We start from the raw sequence: 17,736 nt of genomic DNA on the forward strand, positions 1-17,736 counted from the left end.
GGGAAGCGAGGCGTACAGATGGCGACCGGGACCGAGGAGCCGACGCTCACCGTCGACGAGCTGGCCGCGCGCGCCGGGGTCACCGTGCGCACCATCCGCTTCTACAGCACGCGCGGGCTCCTGCCGCCCCCGGCGATCGGACCCCGCCGCGTCGGTCACTACGGACCGAGCCATCTCTCCCGGCTGGCCCTCATCGAGGAGCTCCAGCACCAGGGCATGACGCTCGCCGCGATCGAGCGCTATCTGGAGCAGCTGCCGCCGGATCTGAGCGCGCACGACCTGGCGATCCACCGGGCGCTGGTCGCCTCCTGGGCGCCGGACTCGGCCGAGGAGGCGACCCGCGCCGATCTGGAGCGCCGCGCGGGCCGCACCCTGAGTGAGCAGGACATCGACCGGCTCGCGGCCATGGGTGTCCTGGAGCGCGCGGACGTCGCGGCAGGCTCGGACGCCTACCGGCTCGACACTGGCCTGCTGCGGCTCGGTGTACAGCTGCTGGACGTGCCGATTGCGCACGAGACGATTCTCGCGGCCCGCACGGTCCTGCTGGAGCACACCCGCTCGGCGGCGCACGAGCTCACAAGGCTGTTCCGGGACGAGGTGTGGAATCCGTACCGGGAGCGGGAGCCGGACCCCGAACAGGTGGCGGCGATGAAGTCGTTGTCCGCCCATATGCAGCCGATGGTGGTACAGGCGCTGGTGACCGCCTTCCAGCGGTCGCTCAAGGAAGAGCTGCGGGCCGCGTTCAGTCAGGAGGACTGAGCGCCGGCCGCGGTCGCACAGAAGAGCGGGCCACGCCCAGCCGGCAGAGCTGAGCGCGGCCCGGGCCGGGCCTCACGCGTCGGTGAAGACCTCGCCGCGCTCCGCCTTCTCGACCAGCAGCGCCGGCGGGTTGAACCGCTCGCCGTAGCGCACGGCAAGTTCACGGGCGCGCGCCACGAAACCGGGCAGCCCGCCCTCGTACCCGTTGATGTACTGCAGCACACCGCCCGTCCATGCCGGGAAGCCGATGCCCATGATCGAGCCGATATTGGCGTCGGCGACCGAGATCAGCACGTTCTCCTCCAGGCAGCGCACGGTGTCCAGCGCCTCGGAGAAGAGCATCCGCTCCTTCATGTCCTCGAAGGGCACGTCCACGCCCGGCTTGGTGAAGTGCTCGCGCAGCCCCGGCCACAGCCCGGCCCGCTTGCCGTCCTCGCCGTACTCGTAGAAGCCCGCCCCGCCGCTGCGGCCCGTGCGCCCGAACTCGTCGACCATCCGGTCGATCACCACGTCCGCCGGATGCCCGGTCCAGTTGCCGCCGGCCTCCTCGACAGCGCGCCTGGTCTCGTTGCGGATCTTGCGCGGCAGGGTGAGGGTCAGCTCGTCCATCAGCGAGAGCACCTTGGCCGGGTAGCCGGCCTGGGCCGCGGCCTGCTCGACGGACACGGGATCGACGCCCTCGCCGACCATCGCCACGCCCTCGTTGATGAACTGACCGATCACGCGCGAGGTGAAGAAGCCGCGCGAGTCATTGACGACGATCGGTGTCTTTTTGATCCGGCGGACCAGGTCGAAGGCGCGGGCCAGCGCCTCGTCGCCGGTGTGCTCACCCTTGATGATCTCGACGAGCGGCATCTTGTCGACCGGCGAGAAGAAGTGCAGCCCGATGAAGTCGACGGGCCGCGACACTCCTTCGGCGAGGACGGAGATGGGCAGCGTCGAGGTGTTGGAACAGAGCAGCGCGTCCGGCTCGATGACGTCCTGGATCTCCTGGAACACCTTGTGCTTGAGGCCGGTGTCCTCGAAGACCGCCTCGATCACGGCATCGCAGCCGGCGAGGTCCGCCGCGTCGGCGGTCGGCGTGATGCGCGCGAGCAGCGCGTCACGCTTGGCCTCGGTCGTACGGCCCCGGGCGAGCGCCTTGTCGAGCAGCTTCTCGGAGTACGCCTTGCCCTTGGCGGCCGCCTCGGCGGAGACGTCCTTGAGGACGACCTCGATGCCCGCGCGGGCGCAGGAGTAGGCGATGCCCGCGCCCATCATCCCGGCGCCGAGAACGGCGACCTTGCGGACGGGGCGCGGCTCGATGCCCTTGGGGCGGTTGGCGCCGGAGTTGACGGCCTGGAGGTCGAAGAAGAACGCCTGGATCATGTTCTTGGCGATCTGCCCGGTGACCAGCTCGGTGAAGTACCGGGCCTCGATGGTCTGCGCGGTCTCGAAGTCGACCTGGGAGCCCTCGACGGCCGCCGCGAGGATATTGCGCGGGGCGGGGTAGGGGGCTCCGGCGGTCTGCTTCTTCAGGTTCGCGGGGAAGGCGGGGAGGTTGGCGGCGAACCGCGGGTTGGACGGGGTCCCGCCGGGGATCTTGTAGCCCTTGACGTCCCAGGGCTGCTGCGATTCGGGATGGGCGTCGATGAAGGCGCGGGCCTTGGCGAGCATCTCCTCGTCGGTGGCGGCCACTTCGTGGACGAGGCCGTTCTCCAGAGCGCGCTGCGGGTTGTACTGGGTGCCCTGCAGCAGGACCTTCAGCAGCGCGTCCGCGATGCCCATCAGCCGTACGGTACGGGTGACGCCGCCGCCCGCGGGCAGCAGGCCGAGGGTGACTTCGGGCAGGCCGATCTTGGACCCGGGCGCGTCGAGGGCGATGCGGTGGTGACAGGCGAGGGCGATCTCGTAACCGCCGCCCAGGGCCGCGCCGTTGATGGCGGCGACAACGGGCTTGCCGAGGGTCTCGATCCGGCGCAGGGCGCGCTTGATGCCCATACCGGCCTCGAAGGCGGCCTCGGCGTCCTCGGGACCGGCCTTGATCATGTCCTTGAGGTCGCCGCCCGCGAAGAAGGTCTTCTTGGCGGAGGTGAAGATGATGCCGCGGATGGAGTCCTTCTCGGCCTCGGCGCGGTCGGCGATCGCGGCGATGGACTCCTTGAAGGCCTGGTTCATCGTGTTGGCGGACTGATTGGGGTCGTCGAGGACGAGGGTGACGACGCCGGTCTCGCCCTGTTCCCAGCGGATGGTGGTGCTCTCGGTCATTGCGGAGTCTCCAGGAGGTCTTGGTCAGGTCGTTTCGGGCGAAGGGGTGCGGGCGCGGAGGGTGTGGGCGCTCCCGTTGGGGCGCCGGCCGTTCGGGAGGCCGGCCCTGGGGCGCGCCGCCGCACCGCTACACGCGCTCGATCACCGTGGCGATGCCCATGCCGCCGCCCACGCAGAGCGTGACGAGGCCGTACCGCTTGTCCTGGCGCTCCAGTTCGTCGATGACGGTGCCGAGGATCATCGCGCCCGTCGCACCGAGCGGATGGCCCAGCGCGATCGCGCCGCCGTTGACGTTGATCTTCTCCAGCGGGATGTCCAGATCGCGGGCGAAGCGCAGTACAACACCGGCGAACGCCTCGTTGATCTCGACCAGATCGATGTCGTCCATCGTCAGTCCGGCCTTGGCCAGCGCCTTGCGGGTGGCGGGCGCGGGGCCGGTGAGCATGATGGTCGGCTCGGATCCGGAGACCGCGGCCGACACGATCCGGGCGCGCGGGGTGAGTCCGTACCGCTCGCCGACCTCCTTGGTGCCGATCGCGACGAGCGCCGCGCCGTCGACGATGCCGGAGGAGTTGCCCGCGTGGTGGACGTGGTCGATCTTCTCCACCCAGTGGTACTTCTGCAGCGCCACGGCGTCGAAGCCGCCCATGTCGCCGATGCCGGCGAAGGAGGGCTTGAGCGCGGCGAGGGAGTCCGCGGTGGTGCCGGGGCGCATGTGCTCGTCGTGGTCGAGGACGACCAGGCCGTTGCGGTCCAGGACCGGGACGACGGAGCGCTCGAAGCGGCCGTCCTTCCAGGCCGCGGCGGCGCGCTCCTGGGAGAGCGCCGCGTACTCGTCGACATCGCGGCGGGAGAAGCCCTCGATGGTGGCGATGAGGTCGGCGCCGATGCCCTGCGGTACGAAACCGGTGTCGAAGTTGGTCATCGGGTCGGCGAACCAGGCGCCGCCGTCGGAGGCCATCGGCACCCGCGACATCGACTCGACGCCGCCGGCGAGCACCAGGTCCTCCCAGCCCGAACGGACCTTCATCGCGGCCATGTTGACGGCTTCGAGGCCCGAGGCGCAAAAGCGGTTCTCCTGGACGCCGGCGACGGTGTCGGGCAGTCCGGCGGCGATCGCCGAGATGCGGGCGATGTCGGATCCCTGGTCGCCGACCGGACCGACGACTCCGAGCACGATGTCGTCGATCGCCGCCGGGTCGAGACCGGGGAAGCGGCTGCGGAGTTCGTGGATCAGACCGACGACAAGGTCGATCGGCTTGGTGCCGTGCAGGGCGCCATTGGCCTTGCCGCGCCCGCGCGGGGTGCGGATCGCGTCGTACACATACGCTTCGGTACTCAAGACTGCAGCCTTTCGAGGGTTACGTCATAAGGGGTGCGTTTCGAGGGTCACGCCATGAGGGTCGGGCGGGTCCGGGAGGTCAGCTCAGAATCGAGCGGCCGATGATTTCCTTCATAATCTCGGTCGTACCGCCGTAGATAGTCTGGATACGGCCGTCTGTGAACGCTTTCGCGACGCGGTATTCAGTCATATAGCCGTAGCCGCCATGCAGTTGGAGGCAGCGGTCGGCGACCCGCTTCTGGAGTTCGGTGGCCCACCATTTGGCCATCGAGGCATGGACCGCGTCGAGTTCCCCGTCCGAGTGATCGACGATGCAGCGGTCGAGGAAGGTACGGGTGACGGCGCACTCGGTGGCCATCTCGGCGATCTCGAAGCGGATGTGCTGGAGCTTGGAGAGCGGCCGCCCGAAGGCCTCGCGCTCCTTGACGTACTCGGTGGTGATCTCCAGCAGATATTCGGCGGCGGCGATCCCGGCGACGGCTATGCCCATCCGCTCCTGCGCGAGATTGGTCATCAGATGGACGAAGGCGCCGTTGAGTTCACCGAGCAGGTTCTCCTTGGGGACGCGTACGTCGTTGAAGAACAGCTCTGCCGTGTCCTGCGACTTCTGGCCGATCTTGTCGAGATTGCGGCCGCGCTCGAAGCCCTCGGCGCCGCGCTCCACGACCAGCAGCGACAGCCCCTTGGCGCCGCCCCCGGGTGTCGTCCTGGCGACGACGACCACCAGGTCGGCGAGGATGCCGTTGGAGATGAAGGTCTTGGAGCCGTTGAGGATCCAGTGATCGCCACGGTCCTCGGCGGTGGTACGGATGCCCTGGAGGTCGGATCCGGCGCCCGGCTCGGTCATCGCGATGGCGGTGATGATCTCGCCGCTGCAGAAGCCGGGCAGCCAGCGCCGCTTCTGCTCCTCGGTCGCAAGACCGGTCAGATACGGGCCGATGATGTCGTTGTGCAGTCCCAGCGCGAGCCCGGCGGCGCCCGCCCGGGTGAACTCCTCCGCGAGGACGGCGCTGTAGCGGAAGTCGGTGTTCCCGCCGCCTCCGTACTCCTCCGGCACAGCGAGGCCGAGCAGCCCCTGCCTGCCCGCGGCGAGCCAGGCCTCCCGACTGACGATGCCGTCCTTTTCCCATTGCTCGTAGTGCGGCAGGACCTCCTTGGCGAGGAAGGTACGGACGGTCTCACGGAACGCGTCGTGCTCGGCGGTGAAGATCTGGCGCTTCAACGGTCTTCCTCCTTGGCGGTGCCGGCGAGGCCGGGAATGTCCCAGTCGAGAGCGACTTCCGCGGTGTCCGCGCCCGGCTGGGCGGGCGGACGCACCACGGCGCCCGGCGTGGCGGAGAAGCGGGGCGCGGGTGCGGGCTGGATGAGTCCGCCGTGCTCGACGAAGGTTCCACGGGCGGCGAGATGTGGATGCGAGGGAGCCTCTCCGAGCGAGAGGACCGGCGCCACGCACGCGTCCGAACCCTCGAAGACGGCGGTCCACTCCTCGCGGGTCTTCATCCTGAACCGGGCGGCCACGGCGTCGCGCAGCTCGCCCCAGCGGGTGAAGTCCTTACGGGCCGGGGCCTCGTCCCTGATGCCGAGCAGTTCGATGAACTCGTTGTAGAACTGCTGCTCCAGGGCACCGACCGCCATGTACTCGCCGTCGGCGGTCTCGTAGTTGCCGTAGAACGGGCAGCCTCCGTCGAGCAGATTCGCTCCACGCCGGTCCTGCCAGCCGCCGGCCGCCATCATTCCGTGGATCATCGTGGCCAGATGGGCGGCTCCGTCGACGATGGCCGCGTCGACGACCTGACCGGCGCCGCCCTCGGTGCGCGCGTGCTGCAGCGCGGCGAGCACACCGATGACGAGATAGAGCGAGCCGCCCGCGTAGTCGCCGACGAGGTTGGCCGGGACGGTGGGCGGCTCGTCGGCCTTGCCGATCATGCCGAGGGTGCCGGTGATGGCGATGTACGCGATGTCGTGTCCGGCGCGCTGGGCGAGGGGGCCTTCCTGGCCCCAGCCGGTCATCCGTCCGTACACGAGCCGCGGATTGCGCGCGTGGCACTCCCGCGGGCCGACCCCGAGGCGCTCGGCGACCCCCGGCCGGTATCCCTCGATGAGTACGTCGGCGCGTTCGACCAGGTCGAGGACCTGGTCGGGGCCGCCATCGGCCTTGAGGTCGATGAGCACCGAGCGCTTGTTGCGGTTGGTGAGGTCGTAGGCCGGATCGATGTTCAGCCCCGCGCCGCCGGGCCGGTCGACCCGTACGACATCGGCGCCGAGGTCGGCCAGCACCATGGCGGCGAACGGGCCGGGCCCGATACCCGCCAGCTCGACCACACGCACTCCGGCCAGTGGGCCGTTCCCTGTCGCCGCCATTGAGCCCCCAGCACTGTGACACAACTGATGTAACACCAGAGATGGTAAGAACGCGTTCCACTCCACACAAGGGTCTGGGCCGAGCAAGCGCTTAGAATCGGACGCCGCCGACTCCCGTAATTCCCGCCCAGACCATGCGTTTACGGTCAATATAGGAGGCGTCCCGGGTACGTCGTCACAGGCCCGGCCTTCACCGTCCGGGCCGGCCCTTTGATGTCCTCCGCGCCGGCCACGCATTGCCGCACGCTGGATCCGTGCTCCGGGGCCCGGCATGTTACCGATGGGGAACACATCTACTGCCGAGCTCGTTCGCACGCTAGCCTCAGCCACCGACAGGACCGCGGGGGCAACGGCGGAGGGGCCATTGAACAGGCAGAACGGGACCGATCGCGCACAGCGCCCGTACGACATCGTGCTCTTCGGAGCGACGGGATTCGTCGGTGTGCTCACCGCGAAGTACCTGGCGGCGCACGCGCCGGACGATTGCCGCTGGGCCATCGCGGGCCGCAGCCGTCAGAAGCTGGAGCAGCTGCGTGAGCGCCTTGCCGCCGTGAATCCCGGCTGCGCCGAGCTGCCGCTGATCCAGACGGACGCGGACGACCCGGACGCGCTGCGCGAACTCGCCGAGTCCACCCGTGTGGTGGCGACGACCGTCGGTCCGTATGTCTGGTACGGGGAGGCGCTGGTCTCCGCCTGCGCCGAGGCCGGGACCGACTACGCCGACCTGACCGGCGAGCCCGAGTTCGTGGACCTGATGTACGTGCACCATGACGGGCGGGCCCGGGAGACCGGGGCGCGGATCGTCCACGCCTGCGGCTTCGACTCGATTCCGCACGACCTCGGCGCGTACTTCACCGTCCAGCACCTTCCGCAGGACGTGCCGCTGCGCGTCGACGGCTTCGTACGCTCCAACGCCACGTTCTCCGGCGGTACGTTCGCCTCGGCGCTCACCGCGATGAGCCGGGGACGGCAGATGCTGCAGGCGGCACACGAGCGACGGCTGCACGAGCCGCGGCTGATGGGACGCCGTGCGCGGGCTCCGCTGGCCGGGCCGCGGTTCAGCGGGGAGACCGGCGCCTGGGCGCTGCCCCTGCCCACCATCGACCCGCAGATCGTGGCCCGCTCGGCGGCCGCGCTGCCCCGCTACGGCCCGGACTTCCGCTACCGGCACTATGCGGCGGTCCGGACGCTACCGATGGCGGCGGGCGGTGTGGCGGCATTGGGCGCGCTCTTCGGTCTGGCGCAACTGCCGCCCGTCCGGCGCTGGTTGTCGGACCGCCTCAAGCCGGGTGAGGGGCCGGACGAAGGGCGTCGGGCGAAGAGCTGGTTCTCGGTGCGCTTTGTGGGCGAGGGCGGCGGCCGCCGGGTCTTCACCGAGGTCTCGGGTGGCGACCCGGGGTACGACGAGACGGCGAAGATGCTCGCCGAGTCGGCACTCTGCCTCGCCTTCGACGCACTGCCGAAGACATCGGGACAGGTCACGACGGCCGTCGCGATGGGTGACGCGCTGCTGGAGCGTCTGCAGGCGGCAGGGATCACCTTCCGGGTGGCTGCCACGCGCTGAGGTCAGGAGCCGGCCGCGCACACGGCCGGCCGGCCCTCAGCCGGACAGTGCCGTGTAGACCATCGACCCCACCCAGCCGAAGCCCGTCAGCGCGGCGAGGATGAGCACGGCCGTCACGATGCGCTCAACTGGGTGGGTGGTCTCGGTGGCGCTGTGCGTCGTCTGTGTCGTCATGCGAGGGAGCATGCCGATCACGGCCGGCTCCTGACATCCGCTCGGATACTCAGTTCCCCTGCCCGGTTCCCGGCCCGGATACCTGAGTAGCCTCCCCCAGTGCGCGCCGGCAGAGCCGGTCGGCCCGGCGCGTGCTCTCGGGGAGCCGGTAGCGGGACGCGAGGTGGAGGGTGTGCGCGCAGGCGTTGTCGAGCGACGTTCGGTGGCCGACGGAGACGAAGACCGGCCTGACTCCCTCCTGGGTGCGCAATGCCCGGCCGACCTCCTCACCGTCGTCGGTGAGCAGCGGGGCGAAGTCACCGCGGTGCGGGCCGAGTTCGCCGTAACTGAAGACGAAGGGGTTCTTGGCGACGCCGATGACCGGCAGCCCGGTCAGTACGCCGAGGTGGGAGGCGAGTCCGAAGCGGCGGGGGTGGGCCAGACCGTAGCCGTCGCAGACGACCAGACCGGGGCCTGCGGTGAGGGATTCCAGGGCGGCCAGTACGGTCGGGATCTCCCGGAAGGCGAGGAGACCCGGGACGTACGGGAAGGCGACCCGGCCGACCGCCGTTGCCTCCTCGACGACGGTGAGCGTCGCCGCGTCCAGCACGACGGCCGCCGCAGCGACGACATCGTGCTCGTCGTCGTACGCCACATCGACACCCGTCACCAGGCCGGTGGCGGCCGACGGCCCCGGCTCGTCCAGGACGACGCGGGTGCGCAGTTCGTCCTGGACGGCCAGGGCCGCGGCCTCGTCGGCGGGCCAGCCGGGGGGCGTCTCGATGATCTTCATAGTGCCGACCAGCCTACGTCCGGGCCGGTCCGCTGAATGGGCGCGATTCCCGTCCGGCGTAACCTGGCGATCATGTTCGTACTGGAATTGACCTACACCGCACCCGTCGAGCGTGTCGACGAGCTGCTCGAGGCACATGTGGAGTGGCTGGACGCGATGTACGAGGAGGGCGTGTTCATCGCCTCGGGCCGCAAGAACCCGCGCGACGGCGGGGTGATCCTGGCCGTCGGGGACGACCGCGCGCGGATCGAGGCGATCGCGGCGGCCGACCCCTTCACCGTCGGCGGCGTGTGCGCGTACCGGATCACGGAGTTCATCGCGACCAAGACGGCGCCCGGACTCGCTCCGTACCGTCAGCAGCTGCCCTCATAGGGCCGCGGCACAGCCCTCAGAACTCCAGCCGCGCGACCCGGCCCTTCTCTCCCGAGGCCCAGCAGCCGAGGTCGGGTGTGCAGTCGACCGTGTCGTACGAGCCGGTGTCGACGGTGCGCCAGCTGCGGCCGCCGTCCACCGTCAGATCCGTTCCGGTGGGACCGACGGCGAGCGCGGCCGACCGGCTGTGCGGCAGCCAGGCGATGCCCGAACGGTAGGCCGAGGGCGGCGTGTTGGACTGCTGCCAGCTGCGGCCGCCGTCCCGGCTGACCGCGCCGGCGCGCGGGGATGCCTGGTCGGCGCGGTAGTCGCCGCCGACCGCGATGCCGTGGGTGCGGTCGCGGAAGGCGAGTGCGAAGACTCCTCGTGCCGGATCCCCGGCGGGGATGGTCGACTCGGCGACGGTCCAGTTCCGACCGCGGTCGGCGGAGTGCAGTACGCGCGCCGTGGCGCCACCGCCGGTCGCCAGCCACACATCTTTGCTCCCCGAACTGACCAGGCACTGGCCGCCGGCGGCGAAGGCCGCCTCGCCCGGCAGCGCCGCCGGCATCCCGGCGGTCGGCAGCACCTTCCACGACGCGCCGCCGTCGCCGGTCGACAGGATGCGGTACTTGCCGTCCACCGGGTCGCTCATGGCGAGACCGTGCCGGCTGTCGAAGAAGGTGATGCAGTCGTAGAAGGCCTTCGCGTCGGTGTTGCGGAAGGACTCGGTCCAGCTCGATCCGCCGTCCTCGGTACGGAAGACCCGGGACGCCTCGCCCTCGCCGATGGCCAGCACCACCGCTCGACGGCCGTCGAAGGCCTCGATGTCGCGGAACTCCAGCTCGCCCGCACCTGGCGGGGAGACGTTCCGCCAGCTGCGTCCGCCGTCCGCGGTACGCAGAACGGTGCCCTTCGAGCCGGCGACCCACGCGGTCTTCCGGCTGACGGCCGCCAGGCCCCGGAACCGTACATCCGTACCGGTGTTCTTGAGGCTCCAGCCCGGTCCCTTGCCGTCTGCGCCGGCTGCCGAAGCACTGCCCGACGGCTGGGCCGCCTGCGCCGGAGCGGCCAGGGCCGCGGCCACCGCCGCGGCACAGAGTCCCACCGAAACCATTCGTCTCGTCTTCCCCATGGACGTCATGGCGCTGGAAGCTAGCCCACGGGCCGTACCCCGTCCAGGGTGCGGCGGACCGCGCGGGTTCCCGGGAGGGGCCCGAGCGGAACGGTGGCGACGTGACGCGGTGACCTCGCCACGCGGCGCGCGGAGCGCGGTGACGCAGGTCACGTCGGCTTCCGATGCACGCAATCGCTCATTCTGCCGTCTCTTCCGGTGTCAGGAGGCATCAGCGAGCCGCGCACGAAGGAGCAGGCTTTGTCCACCGTCATCGAGCAGGCCGTGCAGGCCCGCCTGGTCGCCTCGGCACCCCAGATGGAGTCTGTTCCGGCCACGCTGCGTTACGACCGCGAGGATCCCTTCGCCGTGCAGATGGCCTTCCCGCCTCCGGCGACGCTGGAGGGCAACGAGGTGTCGTGGGCGTTCTCGCGCGAGCTGCTCGCGGCGGGTCTCGACGCACCGGCCGGCGTCGGCGATGTACGCGTCAGGCCGTTCGGCTACGACCGCACAGTGGTGGAGTTCCGCGCACCCGAGGGCATCGCGATGGTGCACATCCGCACCAGCGAGGTGCGCCGCTTCCTCAAGCGCGCCCAGGGCATGGTGCCCACCGGCAGCGAGCACGTCTATCTGGACCTCGACCACAATCTCGCCGAGCTGCTGCGCGACGCCTGCTGACACCCGGCGCCCGGCAGTGCGTTGAGCAAAGGCGTCAGCCGCCGGACGCGCCCGTGGCTGACGCGGACGCCACCTCGGCGATCACCGCCGCCCGTACCTGCTCGAAGACGTTCTTCAGGGCGGGAGCGGCCGCACCGCTGCGTTCCGTCAGCGCCTCGATCCGGTCCCTGTGGCGCCTGCGCTCACTGCCGGTGGCGAGCGTTCGCACCTCTGCCGCGGCCGCGAGTGCGACCAGCGCGGCGTCGCGGTCGGAGATGTCCTCCACCGGCACCGGACCTCCGAGCACGGCCCGCGCCTCCTCGCGCAGCGACTTCACCACGTCAGCACGGTCGAGTTCATACCGCGCGGCGGAGAAGAGGCCGCGCAGCCGCCCGCGTCTCCTGCGTAGACAGCCGGCTCCGGACAGCTGCGTGCCGACGGCGTCGAGGGTGTAGGTCGCGTGGTACGTCACCCACCTGGTCCATGTGCGTGGCCTGGACTCCTCGACGAGCTCGAGCAGTCCGTCGAGGACCGGGTCACCGGTGCGGTTGTCGCCGATGGGCCGGGCAATGCCGTCAGCGTCGGCGAGCATGCCGCGCTGGGCCAGCTCGGTAAGCGCTCCGGCCCGTACGAGAGGGCCGAGACACGAAGTGCCGGTGAGCTCCATCCGCTCGGCGTCCCAGCACAGGAGATAGAGCTGGGCGGCGAGCGAGAGCGATCCATTGGGCACGGGCGAAGCCTCCTTGTTCCCGGTGCCGCCCGGTCGCGGTCCTCGCCCGGTCGCGGCTGTCCGGGTCGCGTTCCTGTCCCGGTCGCGCAGGGCCCGCCCACGATAATTCGTTGACAGTGCCCCAGCGTCCTCGTACGGTGTACAGCGGTTCTGTTGTCGTCGATCGGAGTAGGACGTTGCTCGTCTGAGGTTTTGAGACACCGTGCGATGCAGCTGCTTCCAGCATGCTGCGCGCGTCGCGTGCGACCTCGGCCCTCGAGCCGCCCTCCCGACCGGGACCTTTCCCGTGTTCCCGGCGATCGTCGCCGTACTCCGGTGTCTCCACCCGTTGCCCCTGCCTTCCTCCACGCAACCGGAGACCCCTGTGGCTACTTCTCCCACCCACATCACCTGCTCCTCGCTCACCTTCGCCTGGCCTGACGGCACCGGGGTCTTCGACGACTTCCAGCTCGCGATCGGCCCGGGCAGGACCGGCCTCATCGGCCTCAACGGATCCGGGAAATCAACGCTGTTGAAGCTGCTCTCCGGTGAACTCACGCCGTCCGGCGGGGCGGTACACATCGCGGGCCGGGTCGGCGCTCTGCCGCAGAACCTGGTACTCGACACCGCCCTGCGGGTGGACGAGGTGCTCGGCATCGCGACCACGCGCGCCGCGCTGCACAGGATCGAGTCGGGCGATCCGAGCGAGGACAACTTCACAGCGGTGGGCGACAACTGGGACGTCGAGGAACGGGCGCGCGCCACCCTCGACCAGCTCGGTCTCGGCCACATCGGACTCGACCGCACCATCGGCGAGGTGTCGGGCGGCGAGGGCGTACTGCTGCGGCTGGCCGCGCTTCTCCTGGCCGCGCCGGATGTGCTGCTGCTCGACGAGCCGACCAACAACCTCGATCTGTACGCACGTCGGCGGCTCTACGACGCGGTCGCCGCCTGGTCGGGCGTGATGGTCGTGGTCAGCCACGACCGTGAACTCCTCGATCTGGTCGACCAGATCGCCGATCTGCGTGACGGGGAGATCCATTGGTACGGCGGAAGCTTCACCGCGTACGAGGAGACGCTCGCCGTCGAGCAGGTGGCCGCGGAACGCATGGTGCGCGTGGCCGAGGCGGACGTACAGCGCCAGAAGCGTGAACTGGCCGACGCCCACGTCAAGTTGGCCCGTCGCAAGCGGTACGGACAGAAGATGTGGGACTCCAGGCGCGAGCCGAAGATCGTCATGGGGGCGCGCAAACGCGCAGCCCAGGAGTCGGCCGGCAAACACCGCATCATGCACGCCGAGAAGCTCGCCGAGGCGAAGGAGCGGCTCGATGAGGCCGTGGACGCGGTCCGCGACGACGACGAGATCCGTATCGAGCTGCCGTTCACCAAGGTCCATCCGGGCCGTGGTGTGCTGCGTCTGAACGAGCTGACGCTGCGCTACGGGGCCGAGGTGAAGGGAGAGTTCGCGGTGCGCGGCCCCGCGCGGATCGCGCTCGTCGGGCGCAACGGAGCGGGTAAGACCACCCTGCTGCGTACGATCGCCGGCGAGCTGGAGCCGGTCGCCGGCGAGGCGGTCGCCGAGGTCCCGCTCCGTTTTCTGCCGCAGCGCCTCGACGTGCTCGACGACGGCCTGAGCGTGGTGGAGAACGTGGCGCGGTTCGCGCCCGACGCGACCGACAACCGGATCAGGGCACGGCTCGCCCGCTTCCTGTTCCGGGGCACGCGTGCCGACCGGCCGGCCGGCACGCTGTCGGGCGGAGAGCGGTTCCGCGCGGCGCTCGCCGCGCTGCTTCTGGCCGAGCCGGCGCCGCAGCTGCTGATGCTCGACGAGCCGACGAACAACCTGGACATGGCGAGCGTACGGAAGCTGACGGCGGCGCTGGAGTCGTACGAGGGAGCGCTGATCGTGGCCAGTCACGATGTGCCGTTCCTGGAATCGATCGGCATCACGCGCTGGCTGCTGCTGGACGGCGAGCTCCGTGACATCACCGCGGACGAGGTAAGGGAGGGGGAGCTTCCGGCTACGTGAGAGTGCTGCGCCTCGATCCGCGGCAGGTCTGCGCGGCCGCACAGACCCGGCACCACCGGCAGCACCCGCTCCCACGGGCGGCTCATCGGGGATTCCATCGCCGCGGCACGGCGGGCCATGATGGGCGCGACCAGACCCCCGGACAGACCTGGAGAGCGCCCGTGCCCAGCAGGAAAGCCCTGATCCGCCGCCCCAGCCCGCGCCTCGCCGAGGGCCTGGTCACCCATATCGAGCGGACCACGGTCGACGCCGCGCTGGCGCTCGAGCAGTGGGAGAAGTATGCCGAGACGCTGCGCGAGCACGGCTGGGAGACCGTCGAGACGGAGCCGGCCGACGACTGCCCGGACGGCGTCTTCATCGAGGACACGGTGGTCATGTACCGGAATGTCGCGCTGATCGCCCGCCCGGGAGCCGAGTCCCGCAGGCCGGAGACGGCGGCTGTCGAGGAGACCCTGGCGCGGCTCGGCTGCTCGGTGAACTGGGTCTGGGAGCCCGGCACCCTCGACGGCGGCGATGTCCTGAAGATCGGCGACACGATCTACGTGGGCCGCGGCGGGCGTACGAACGCGGCGGGGGTGCAGCAGCTCCGCGCCGCCTTCGAGCCGCTCGGCGCGCGAGTGGTGGCCGTACCGGTGAGCAAGGTGCTGCACCTGAAGTCCGCGGTGACCGCACTGCCGGACTCCACCGTCATCGGATACCCGGCGCTGGTGGACATCCCGACGGTCTTCCCGCGTCACCTCCCGGTGCCGGAGGAGTCGGGTGCGCATGTGGTGCTGCTCGGCGGCGGGAAGCTGCTGATGGCGGCGAGCGCTCCGAAGTCGGCGGAACTGTTCACGGATCTCGGCTACGAGCCGGTCACGGTGGACATCAGCGAGTTCGAGAAGCTCGAGGGATGCGTGACTTGCCTGTCCGTACGTCTTCGCGACCTGTATGCATAACAGAACGTAACGGGACATTGTCATACCGGGCTTGGCCAGAGGCTTACTGCCGCCTTAACCTACGGTCTCGTAACCTACGAATCCGTAAGTAACTCTCCCGTCCCCCAGGAGCACCCGTGACGATCACCTCTCCCCACCTCGGCAGTTCGGAAGCGTGGACAGACGCCCGACTGCTGTTCGCGCTGGAGGAGGTGGTGGAGAAGGAACTCAACCGCCATCTCAAGGTCGCCAAGGACTGGATGCCGCACGAGTACGTCCCGTTCACCGACGGCCGCAACTTCCCCGGTTTCTTCCAGGACGGCCAGTCCTGGGAACCGGAGCAGTCCAAGGTCACCGACATCGGCAAGATCGCGCTGGTCGTGAACCTGCTGACCGAGGACAACCTCCCCAGCTATCACCACGAGATCGCCTCCCTCTTCGGCCGCGACGGAGCCTGGGGCACCTGGGTGCACCGCTGGACCGCGGAGGAGGGCCGGCACGGCATCGTGATGCGCGACTACCTGCTCACCTCGCGCGCTGTCGACCCGGACAAGCTTGAGCAGTTCCGGATGGCACACATGGCCGAGGGCTTCGAGTCCGACAACCGTCACTCGATGCTGCACTCGGTGGCGTACGTCGCCTTCCAGGAGCTCGCGACCCGCGTCTCGCACCGCAACACCGGCCACCAGTCGGGCGACCCGGTCTGCGACCGCATGCTGGCGCGTATCGCGACCGACGAGAACCTGCACATGGTCTTCTACCGCAATCTGCTGGGCGCTGCCTTCGAGCTCGCCCCGGACCTGACCATGCAGGCCGTGCGCGACGTCGTGGTCAACTTCCGGATGCCGGGACACGGCATGCCGGGCTTCGAGCGGGCCGCGGCGCAGATGGCGATCGGCGAGATCTACAACATGCGGATCCACCACGACGACGTCCTGCAGCCGGTGCTGCGCTTCCTGAAGGTGCTGGACATCGACGGGCTGGGGCCGGAGGGTCTCAAGGCGCAGGAGGAGCTGGGTCTGTACATGGGCGGGCTGGACTCCGAAGCGTCGAAGTTCGACGAGAAGCTGGCTGCGCGCAAGGCGCGGATGGCGGCGCGGGCGGCGGGCTGACCGTCCCGGCCCCGTTCCCCGCCGACCGGCCTATGCGGACGCTGGGGGCGCCCTGCGGGCCGTCAGGGCGCCTTCCGGCCGTTCGTACGCCGTCAGCGCGCCCATGGCCGTATCACGCACGTCCGCGCCCCGGGCCCTGCCGACGGCCTTCACCGCCGCCGCGCCCGATGCCCATGGCCGCATCACGCACGCCCGCGACCCCGGGCCCGGCGGACGGGCCTTCACCGCCGCCGCGCCCGAGCTGGTCGTCACCGCCCGGACCATCGGCGCCCCGTCATCCCGGCGCCGGTGGTTCCGACGAGCCCGATGTGTCCGCCGAGGGGGACGGACGGGTTCAGCTCCGCCCGCGCTGGAGGCGGTGCCGCTCCTTCTCGGACAGCCCGCCCCACACCCCGAATCGCTCGTCATGCGCCAGCGCGTACTCCAGGCACGCCACCCGCCCCTCGCAAGCCCCGCAGAGCTGCTTCGCCTCCCGCGTCGACGAGCCCGGGGCCGGGAAGAAGAATTCCGGCCCCGTCTGGGCGCACAACGCGGTCTCCTGCCAGGAGAGTTCATTGTCAGTGATGGTGTTGATCGGCATACAGGACACCGTGCCCCGCGCCGATAAACGCCCGGTCAATGAAGGATCAACGACCGCACCGCTACCCGCACCGACCTGCCCCGAGGCCCCGCACGAACGGTACAGATCCTCGAGGCCGCCGACGATGCGGCGCGCCCCGCGCGGGCTCGTCAGCCCTGCGGCTGCGCCCCCTGCATCACCGCGAACTTCGCGCCCGCCGAATCCGCCAGTTTCGCGAACCGGCCCACGCCCTCCAGGTCGACCGGCGCCATCCTGACCTCGCCGCCCAGCGCTTCCGCCAGAGCGACCGCGGCGTCGCAGTCCACCACCTCGAAGTACGGCAGCCAGCTCGGCCCGTCCGCCGCCTCCACCGGGTCCGACGCGAGCGGGGCGACGCCGCCGAACATCGCGTCCGGGGTCGTACCGGCGGGGTTGATCATGATGTACGAGCCGCTGCCGTCGGGCAGCGGCATGGTGTTCGTCTCCCAGCCGAAGACACCGGTGTAGAAGCTCAGGGCCGCGCCCGTGTCCGGCGTGTACAGCTCCGCCCAGCACAGCGAGCCGGGATCGTTGACGAGGTCCAAGCCTTTGTTCCGGCCGGGCTGCCATGTCGCGAAGCCGGCGCCCGACGGATCGGCGAAAACCGCCATACGACCCATATCGAATACGTCCATCGGTTCGACGGCGACCGCGCCGCCGCCCTGCTCGACCGACTTGGCCGTGGCGTCGGCATCGGGCGACTGGAAGTAGACGCACCAGCCGGGGGCGCCCTGCTCCGGAGCGACCGTCATGCCGCCGGCGACGGTCTTGCCGTCCTGCTGGAACATGCCGTAGCCGCCGGCATCGGGTCCCGCCGAACGGAAGGTCCAGCCGAACAGGCCGCCGTAGAAAGTGCGCGCCGTCTCGATATCGGGTGTGCCGAGGTCGATCCAGTTCGGGGAGCCTGTGACAAAACGGGTCGTGAGCATGGTGCGCTCCTTCTCGGAGTCCCGTTGCCTGTCGTCCGAGTCTGCTCCCGATCCCGTATCAGCGCATCCAGGACGACCGGTTTCCGCAACGGCGCCGTACA

The 17,736-nt window shown here is 70.1% G+C and carries 18 protein-coding genes; 7 read left to right on the forward strand and 11 right to left on the reverse strand.

The genetic code is table 11. The annotated features are described in order from the left end of the window. Positions 1–18 precede the first annotated feature (18 nt). Entirely contained in the window at positions 19–759 is a 741-nt protein-coding gene (locus ACWDZ6_RS06465) for a MerR family transcriptional regulator (RefSeq protein ID WP_366735052.1), read from the forward strand. A 72-nt stretch (positions 760–831) separates the two neighbouring features. Here ACWDZ6_RS06465 and ACWDZ6_RS06470 read toward each other — a convergent pair whose 3' ends face one another. The 4 genes from ACWDZ6_RS06470 to ACWDZ6_RS06485 form a co-directional block, all read right to left on the reverse strand. Beyond that, entirely contained in the window at positions 832–3,006 is a 2,175-nt protein-coding gene (locus ACWDZ6_RS06470; RefSeq protein ID WP_451501942.1) for a 3-hydroxyacyl-CoA dehydrogenase NAD-binding domain-containing protein, read from the reverse strand. Between the two features lie 127 nt (positions 3,007–3,133). Next, positions 3,134–4,348, reverse strand: a complete 1,215-nt coding sequence (locus ACWDZ6_RS06475; RefSeq protein WP_366735050.1) for an acetyl-CoA C-acetyltransferase — start codon at positions 4,346–4,348, stop codon at positions 3,134–3,136. A gap of 79 nt (positions 4,349–4,427) precedes the next feature. Then, positions 4,428–5,570 carry an acyl-CoA dehydrogenase family protein gene (locus ACWDZ6_RS06480; protein ID WP_451501943.1) on the reverse strand — a complete coding sequence of 381 codons (1,143 nt, stop codon included), beginning with the start codon at positions 5,568–5,570 and terminating at the stop codon, positions 4,428–4,430. Continuing rightward, entirely contained in the window at positions 5,567–6,709 is a 1,143-nt protein-coding gene (locus tag ACWDZ6_RS06485) for a CaiB/BaiF CoA transferase family protein (protein ID WP_451501944.1), read from the reverse strand. Before ACWDZ6_RS06485 ends, ACWDZ6_RS06480 begins: the two co-directional genes overlap by 4 nt. Before the next feature lie 364 nt (positions 6,710–7,073). Between ACWDZ6_RS06485 and ACWDZ6_RS06490 the strand changes: the two genes are divergently transcribed. Next, positions 7,074–8,273 (forward strand): saccharopine dehydrogenase family protein, encoded by a 1,200-nt coding sequence (locus tag ACWDZ6_RS06490; protein WP_451501945.1) that lies wholly within the window; start codon positions 7,074–7,076, stop codon positions 8,271–8,273. Between the two features lie 36 nt (positions 8,274–8,309). Here the strand turns inward: ACWDZ6_RS06490 and mmpA are convergent, their stop codons facing one another. Together mmpA and ACWDZ6_RS06500 are read right to left on the reverse strand one after the other, a co-directional pair. Continuing rightward, a complete protein-coding gene (gene mmpA / locus ACWDZ6_RS06495; RefSeq protein WP_451501946.1) occupies positions 8,310–8,447 on the reverse strand; it encodes a morphogenic membrane protein MmpA in 138 nt (45 codons plus the stop codon). Between the two features lie 49 nt (positions 8,448–8,496). After that, the gene (locus ACWDZ6_RS06500) at positions 8,497–9,219 is read right to left on the reverse strand and encodes an endonuclease V (protein ID WP_451501947.1); all 723 of its coding nucleotides are present in this window, start codon (positions 9,217–9,219) and stop codon (positions 8,497–8,499) included. A 72-nt stretch (positions 9,220–9,291) separates the two neighbouring features. On the opposite strand from ACWDZ6_RS06500, the gene ACWDZ6_RS06505 reads away from it, so the two are divergent. Then, positions 9,292–9,591 carry a YciI family protein gene (locus ACWDZ6_RS06505; protein WP_351449182.1) on the forward strand — a complete coding sequence of 100 codons (300 nt, stop codon included), beginning with the start codon at positions 9,292–9,294 and terminating at the stop codon, positions 9,589–9,591. Positions 9,592–9,607: 16 nt separating this feature from the next. On the opposite strand, the gene ACWDZ6_RS06510 is transcribed toward ACWDZ6_RS06505, so the two are convergent. Continuing rightward, the gene (locus ACWDZ6_RS06510; protein WP_451501948.1) at positions 9,608–10,714 is read right to left on the reverse strand and encodes a WD40/YVTN/BNR-like repeat-containing protein; all 1,107 of its coding nucleotides are present in this window, start codon (positions 10,712–10,714) and stop codon (positions 9,608–9,610) included. Positions 10,715–10,945: 231 nt separating this feature from the next. On the opposite strand from ACWDZ6_RS06510, the gene ACWDZ6_RS06515 reads away from it, so the two are divergent. Further along, complete coding sequence (locus ACWDZ6_RS06515) at positions 10,946–11,362, forward strand: SsgA family sporulation/cell division regulator (RefSeq protein ID WP_451501949.1); 417 nt, start codon at positions 10,946–10,948, stop codon at positions 11,360–11,362. A gap of 34 nt (positions 11,363–11,396) precedes the next feature. Here the strand turns inward: ACWDZ6_RS06515 and ACWDZ6_RS06520 are convergent, their stop codons facing one another. Beyond that, complete coding sequence (locus ACWDZ6_RS06520) at positions 11,397–12,071, reverse strand: GOLPH3/VPS74 family protein (RefSeq protein WP_451501950.1); 675 nt, start codon at positions 12,069–12,071, stop codon at positions 11,397–11,399. 364 nt (positions 12,072–12,435) lie between these two features. Between ACWDZ6_RS06520 and ACWDZ6_RS06525 the strand changes: the two genes are divergently transcribed. The 3 genes from ACWDZ6_RS06525 to ACWDZ6_RS06535 all read left to right on the forward strand — a co-directional run bounded on the left by ACWDZ6_RS06525 (position 12,436) and on the right by ACWDZ6_RS06535 (position 16,108). Further along, positions 12,436–14,079, forward strand: a complete 1,644-nt coding sequence (locus ACWDZ6_RS06525; protein ID WP_451501951.1) for an ABC-F family ATP-binding cassette domain-containing protein — start codon at positions 12,436–12,438, stop codon at positions 14,077–14,079. A gap of 161 nt (positions 14,080–14,240) precedes the next feature. Then, complete coding sequence (gene ddaH, locus ACWDZ6_RS06530) at positions 14,241–15,017, forward strand: dimethylargininase (protein WP_326653856.1); 777 nt, start codon at positions 14,241–14,243, stop codon at positions 15,015–15,017. Between the two features lie 116 nt (positions 15,018–15,133). Then, positions 15,134–16,108 carry an acyl-ACP desaturase gene (locus tag ACWDZ6_RS06535; RefSeq protein WP_451501952.1) on the forward strand — a complete coding sequence of 325 codons (975 nt, stop codon included), beginning with the start codon at positions 15,134–15,136 and terminating at the stop codon, positions 16,106–16,108. Positions 16,109–16,138: 30 nt separating this feature from the next. On the opposite strand, the gene ACWDZ6_RS06540 is transcribed toward ACWDZ6_RS06535, so the two are convergent. From ACWDZ6_RS06540 to ACWDZ6_RS06550, 3 genes are all read right to left on the reverse strand, one after another. Further along, positions 16,139–16,360, reverse strand: coding sequence for a hypothetical protein (locus tag ACWDZ6_RS06540; protein ID WP_451501953.1), 222 nt, complete (start codon positions 16,358–16,360; stop codon positions 16,139–16,141). A gap of 82 nt (positions 16,361–16,442) precedes the next feature. Then, complete coding sequence (locus tag ACWDZ6_RS06545) at positions 16,443–16,688, reverse strand: WhiB family transcriptional regulator (RefSeq protein ID WP_326653854.1); 246 nt, start codon at positions 16,686–16,688, stop codon at positions 16,443–16,445. 149 nt (positions 16,689–16,837) lie between these two features. Next, on the reverse strand, positions 16,838–17,635 hold the full coding sequence (locus ACWDZ6_RS06550) for a VOC family protein (protein WP_451501954.1): 798 nt from the start codon (positions 17,633–17,635) through the stop codon (positions 16,838–16,840). Between the last annotated feature and the right edge of the window lie 101 nt (positions 17,636–17,736).

Source organism: Streptomyces sp. NPDC002926 (assembly GCF_053591755.1).

Bases quoted from the DNA above. Each gene is read 5' to 3' on its own strand.
- ACWDZ6_RS06550 (WP_451501954.1), bottom strand. From the start codon at position 17,635: ATGCTCACGACCCGTTTTGTCACAGGCTCCCCGAACTGGATCGACCTC.
- ACWDZ6_RS06470 (WP_451501942.1), bottom strand. From the start codon at position 3,006: ATGACCGAGAGCACCACCATCCGCTGGGAACAGGGCGAGACCGGCGTC.
- ACWDZ6_RS06500 (WP_451501947.1), bottom strand. From the start codon at position 9,219: ATGAAGATCATCGAGACGCCCCCCGGCTGGCCCGCCGACGAGGCCGCG.
- ACWDZ6_RS06545 (WP_326653854.1), bottom strand. From the start codon at position 16,688: ATGCCGATCAACACCATCACTGACAATGAACTCTCCTGGCAGGAGACC.
- ACWDZ6_RS06485 (WP_451501944.1), bottom strand. From the start codon at position 6,709: ATGGCGGCGACAGGGAACGGCCCACTGGCCGGAGTGCGTGTGGTCGAG.
- ACWDZ6_RS06505 (WP_351449182.1), top strand. From the start codon at position 9,292: ATGTTCGTACTGGAATTGACCTACACCGCACCCGTCGAGCGTGTCGAC.
- ACWDZ6_RS06465 (WP_366735052.1), top strand. From the start codon at position 19: ATGGCGACCGGGACCGAGGAGCCGACGCTCACCGTCGACGAGCTGGCC.
- mmpA (WP_451501946.1), bottom strand. From the start codon at position 8,447: ATGACGACACAGACGACGCACAGCGCCACCGAGACCACCCACCCAGTT.
- ACWDZ6_RS06510 (WP_451501948.1), bottom strand. From the start codon at position 10,714: ATGACGTCCATGGGGAAGACGAGACGAATGGTTTCGGTGGGACTCTGT.